This is a genomic window from Staphylococcus auricularis (assembly GCF_001500315.1).
In the GTDB taxonomy this organism is placed as follows: domain Bacteria; phylum Bacillota; class Bacilli; order Staphylococcales; family Staphylococcaceae; genus Staphylococcus; species Staphylococcus auricularis.
On sequence record NZ_LLER01000008.1, the window covers coordinates 1 to 4,261 of the forward strand.

A 4,261-nucleotide genomic window follows, 5' to 3' on the forward strand; every position below is an offset into this window, starting at 1 on the left:
AAGATCACCGTCATATTAAAGTAAGAAAGACAAGGTATCAAAGTATCAATACAGCAAAGAATACTTTAAAAGGTATTGAATGTATTTACGCTCTATATAAAAAGAACCGCAGGTCTCTTCAGATTTACGGATTTTCGCCATGCCACGAAATTAGCATCATGCTAGCAAGTTAAGCGAACACTGACATGATAAATTAGTGGTTAGCTATATTTTTTACTTTGCAACAGAACCAGAATAAGCATATATATTCAGGGTATATATAAGTAATAGACATCTAAATAATAAGTAATAGGAGGCTGGTGTAGATGTTCAAAAATATATTATTACCCTATGATTTCGAAAATGATTTTAGTGCTATCCCTGACTGTTTAGAAAAATTCACCGATGAAGATTCAGTTGTTGTAATTTATCACGTTGTAACAGAAAATGATCTTGCAATTAGTGTCAAATATTATAATAAGCATAAAAAAGATATTATTAGAGAAAAAGAAAAAAACTTACTCCATTTTTACGTGAATTAGAAAAAAGAGATATTCGATATAAAATAGATGTAGATTTTGGGCATATTAAAGATACAATCTTAGAAAAAATTACTTCTGGAGATATAAATAATGGTGAATTTGATTTAGTAATTATGAGTAATCATAGAGTCGATTTGAATATTAAACATGTTTTAGGAGATGTTACACATAAGATTGCTAAAAGAAGTTCTGTCCCAGTACTAATTGTTAAATAAACATAAGAAGTAAGAAATTTATTAATTCAAAAAGCCTAAATACTTTCTCACAAATCGAGAGAGTATTTAGGCTTTTTTATTTTTTTAATTTTGGTTTGTGATTTTTTAGATTATTTTTTGATTAGTCTGTCAGTTTTGGAGTTATATGGCACAAATTTTGTGCTTTAAATGGCAAAACACCTCTTATTAACTAAATAAGAGGTGTTTATGATTATCTCAATTTAAACTTTTCTATAGCTAATTTAATCTCGTCTCTAACACGTTGGAATTCTGACCATTCTTTACCTGCTGGATCATCAAAACCCCAATGCTCTTTTTTAACGTTTGGTGGTAAAATAGGACAATTATCGTCTGCATCACTACATAACGTTACGACCAAATCTGATTGTTTTAAAATATCATTATCAATCAAGTCTGACGTATGGTTTGATATATCAATATCTACTTCTTTCATAGCTTCTATTGCTTTAGGATTAACGCCATGTGTTTCAATACCAGCAGAATAGACATTCCAACCTTCACCCAATATTTCCTTTCCCCAACCTTCAGCCATTTGGCTACGACAAGAGTTTCCTGTACATATAAAATAAATTGTTTTCTTATCCATAATTAAAGCCCCTTTTCTTAAAATATGATTAGTGTAAGGTATAAACCTAAGAGTGTTACAAATAGGACTGGAATAGTGATGATAATTCCAGTTTTAAAGTATGTTCCCCACGAAATCTTCACATCTTTTTGTGTTAAGACATGTAGCCACAATAATGTTGCTAAAGAACCAATTGGCGTAATTTTAGGTCCTAAATCAGAACCTATGACATTCGCATAAACCATGCCTTCTTTTAATATTCCTGTAGCACTGGATTGGCCAATCGCTATTGCATCTATTAAAACAGTTGGCATGTTGTTCATAATCGAAGATAAGAAAGCAGCTATAAAGCCCATACCCATGATGCTACTAAATAACCCATAATTTGAAATTTTTGTTAAAACATCCCCAAGGATCGTTGTAATACCTACATTTTTTAGTCCAAACACAACAAGATACATACCAATAGAGAATACAACGATATTCCATGGTGCACCTTTAATCACTTGTTTTGTATGAACTGCTTTAGATTTACGAGCTAATATTACAAAGATAAAAGCAATAATACCAGCAATAATTGATACAGGAATTTGGATAAACTCGCTAACAAGATATCCAACGAGTAGTACTGCTAATACTATCCATGAAAGCTTAAATAACTTAGAATCTTTAATTGCATTTTTAGGATCTGATAGATTTTCTGTATCGAACGTTTTAGGTATGGATTTTCTGAAATATAACCATAAAACGAGAATACTAGCAATCAGAGAGAATATATTAGGAATGATCATTCGGCTAAAATATTCAATAAATCCAATATCGAAGTAATCTGCAGAAACGATATTAACTAAGTTACTTACAATTAAGGGAAGTGATGTAGTATCAGCAATAAAACCACTGGCAATAATAAAGGGGAAAATCACTTTTTGATTAAATCCTAGATTCCTTACCATCGCTAATACAATAGGCGTTAAGATTAAAGCTGCACCATCATTTGCGAAAAATGCTGCTACAATTGCCCCAAGTAACATAATAAAAACAAACATTTTTAAGCCATTACCGTTTGAAGCCTTGACCATATGTATCGCAGACCATTCAAAAAAACCAATTTCATCTAATATTAATGAAATAAGAATAACAGCCACAAAAGTTAAAGTTGCATTCCAAACAATACTTGTTACTTCTAATACATCAGAAAGACTTACGATTCCTGTAATGATAGCAACAACAGCTCCAATTAAAGCTGTAATACCAATATCTAAACCTTTTGGTTGCCAAATCACAAAGGTTAAAGTTAAAAGAAAAATTACAATTGCTAAAATAGTCATCGACAGTCACCTGATTTCACATTTTTACATACACATCTTTGATTAGATGTATTAATGATGTTCAAGTTTTGGATAATATCATCTAAAATAGCATGATTAAGTTGATACCAATGTTTATTGCCGTCTTTTCGTGTTGTAACTAATTCATTATCTACTAATGACTTCATATGATGACTTAGTGTAGGTTGTGAGAATTGAAAGTGTTCTAATAAGTCACAAGCGCATAGCTCACCACAAGAAAGTAAATCTAATATTTCTAACCTACTTGGATCTGATAAAATTTTTAATATTGTTGATAGTTCTTTATAAGACATGAATAAACCTCCTAGACATTAAATAGATTAACATCTATATAGATTATTGTCTATGTTATTTTATTTACTATTTTTTATTCTATATATAGTTTGACGTGTAATACCAACTTCTTTAGCTATAGTACTTATAGATTTACCCTGTTCAAGTAATTCAACAACTCGGTAATAAACTAAACGCTTTTGTGGGTCTTTAGCATTGGGAGAATACAGAACAGGTCTCCCTTTATATATACCTTTTTCTTTGGCGACTTGAATCCCTTGAGCTTGTCGACGTTTACTTTCATTTCTTTCTTGTTCTGAAATCATTGCTAAAATTTGAATAATTAAATCTTTCATAAATTTATCTAGTAGTGGATTTCCAATGACTTCATTCATCATAGGTAAACTCGTTATCATGAGCTGAACTTCTTTATCTTTTAAGTAATTAACTGTTTGAATTATTTCCTCGTAATTTCTTCCTAGTCTATCAATAGATTCAACAATTAAACGATCTCCCATTCTTAAAAAATTTAATACTTCTTGAAAAACAGGTCTGTTTTCTATAGATTTACCTGATTGTTTTTCTGTGAAAATTTTCTCAGCACCAAAAGATTGCAAATTTTCAATTTGCCTATCTAAATTTTGATCAATGGTCGAAACTCTTGCATAACCAACTATCATTTTTAGCACCCCTTTTTCATACACCCTAATCATACAAACGAAAATAGCATTTTACAAGTATTTTTTATTGTTCGATTAGGGTAAACCCTAAATAACAGAATTTAGTAACTTGCAAAAGTTGCATTAATAATTTATAGTTAATACATCAAAAAAATTGATGTATTGTTTTAGTATTTTATAAAGGAGTTCGATTTTATGAGAATAAATCATGCAGGTACATTATCTGTTGATTATTTTGTTAGCTACTTAAATCTAATTATGATATCAAGAGAAGTTTCTTTAAAAGAAGCTATATCATATATGAAAAATGAGTTCTTTAAAGGTGAACCTGACATGTATGGTAAAATAACAAAAACTCATTTTAATCAAGCAATACAAGAACTCAAACAAAAATAGAAATATCTAGGTTCTGTTGCAAAGTAAAAAAATATAGCTAACCACTAATATGTCATGTCAGTGTTCGTTTAACTTGCTAGCATGATGCTAATTTCGTGGCATGGCGAAAATCCGTAGATCTGAAGAGACCTGGGGTTCTTTTTATATAGAGCGTAAATACATTCAATACCTTTTAAAGTATTCTTTGCTGTATTGATACTTTGATACCTTGTCTTTCTTACTTTAATATGACGGTGATCTT

General features: G+C 30.2%; 5 protein-coding genes and 3 pseudogenes. 3 read left to right on the forward strand and 5 right to left on the reverse strand.

Annotated elements, in window-relative coordinates; all coding sequences use genetic code 11:
* Together APS80_RS10580 and APS80_RS04595 are read left to right on the forward strand one after the other, a co-directional pair.
* Positions 1 to 173: pseudogene (locus APS80_RS10580) on the forward strand (IS6 family transposase); the annotation flags it as partial.
* Between the two features lie 132 nt (positions 174 to 305).
* Positions 306 to 736 (forward strand): annotated as a pseudogene (locus tag APS80_RS04595) (universal stress protein).
* A 211-nt stretch (positions 737 to 947) separates the two neighbouring features.
* On the opposite strand, the gene arsC reads toward APS80_RS04595, so the two are convergent.
* From arsC to APS80_RS04615, 4 genes are read right to left on the reverse strand one after another with little or no spacing between them, the layout of a single operon-like run.
* Positions 948 to 1,343, reverse strand: a complete 396-nt coding sequence (gene arsC / locus APS80_RS04600; RefSeq protein WP_003756625.1) for an arsenate reductase (thioredoxin) — start codon at positions 1,341 to 1,343, stop codon at positions 948 to 950.
* Between the two features lie 17 nt (positions 1,344 to 1,360).
* Positions 1,361 to 2,650: an arsenite efflux transporter membrane subunit ArsB gene (arsB, locus tag APS80_RS04605; RefSeq protein WP_059107106.1), complete on the reverse strand. Its 1,290-nt coding sequence runs from the start codon at positions 2,648 to 2,650 to the stop codon at positions 1,361 to 1,363.
* Positions 2,647 to 2,964 carry an As(III)-sensing metalloregulatory transcriptional repressor ArsR gene (gene arsR, locus APS80_RS04610; protein WP_059107107.1) on the reverse strand — a complete coding sequence of 106 codons (318 nt, stop codon included), beginning with the start codon at positions 2,962 to 2,964 and terminating at the stop codon, positions 2,647 to 2,649. The genes arsB and arsR overlap by 4 nt, the downstream gene beginning before the upstream one ends.
* A 60-nt stretch (positions 2,965 to 3,024) precedes the next feature.
* Positions 3,025 to 3,624 carry a recombinase family protein gene (locus tag APS80_RS04615; RefSeq protein ID WP_031588332.1) on the reverse strand — a complete coding sequence of 200 codons (600 nt, stop codon included), beginning with the start codon at positions 3,622 to 3,624 and terminating at the stop codon, positions 3,025 to 3,027.
* Between the two features lie 195 nt (positions 3,625 to 3,819).
* Between APS80_RS04615 and APS80_RS04620 the strand changes: the two genes are divergently transcribed.
* On the forward strand, positions 3,820 to 4,020 hold the full coding sequence (locus APS80_RS04620) for a hypothetical protein (RefSeq protein WP_031588347.1): 201 nt from the start codon (positions 3,820 to 3,822) through the stop codon (positions 4,018 to 4,020).
* Positions 4,021 to 4,088: 68 nt separating this feature from the next.
* Here APS80_RS04620 and APS80_RS10585 read toward each other — a convergent pair.
* Positions 4,089 to 4,261: pseudogene (locus APS80_RS10585) on the reverse strand (IS6 family transposase); the annotation flags it as partial.

Coding starts and splice junctions, on each gene's coding strand:
- arsB (WP_059107106.1), bottom strand. CDS start 2,650: ATGACTATTTTAGCAATTGTAATTTTTCTTTTAACTTTAACCTTTGTG.
- APS80_RS04615 (WP_031588332.1), bottom strand. CDS start 3,624: ATGATAGTTGGTTATGCAAGAGTTTCGACCATTGATCAAAATTTAGAT.
- arsR (WP_059107107.1), bottom strand. CDS start 2,964: ATGTCTTATAAAGAACTATCAACAATATTAAAAATTTTATCAGATCCA.
- APS80_RS04620 (WP_031588347.1), top strand. CDS start 3,820: ATGAGAATAAATCATGCAGGTACATTATCTGTTGATTATTTTGTTAGC.
- arsC (WP_003756625.1), bottom strand. CDS start 1,343: ATGGATAAGAAAACAATTTATTTTATATGTACAGGAAACTCTTGTCGT.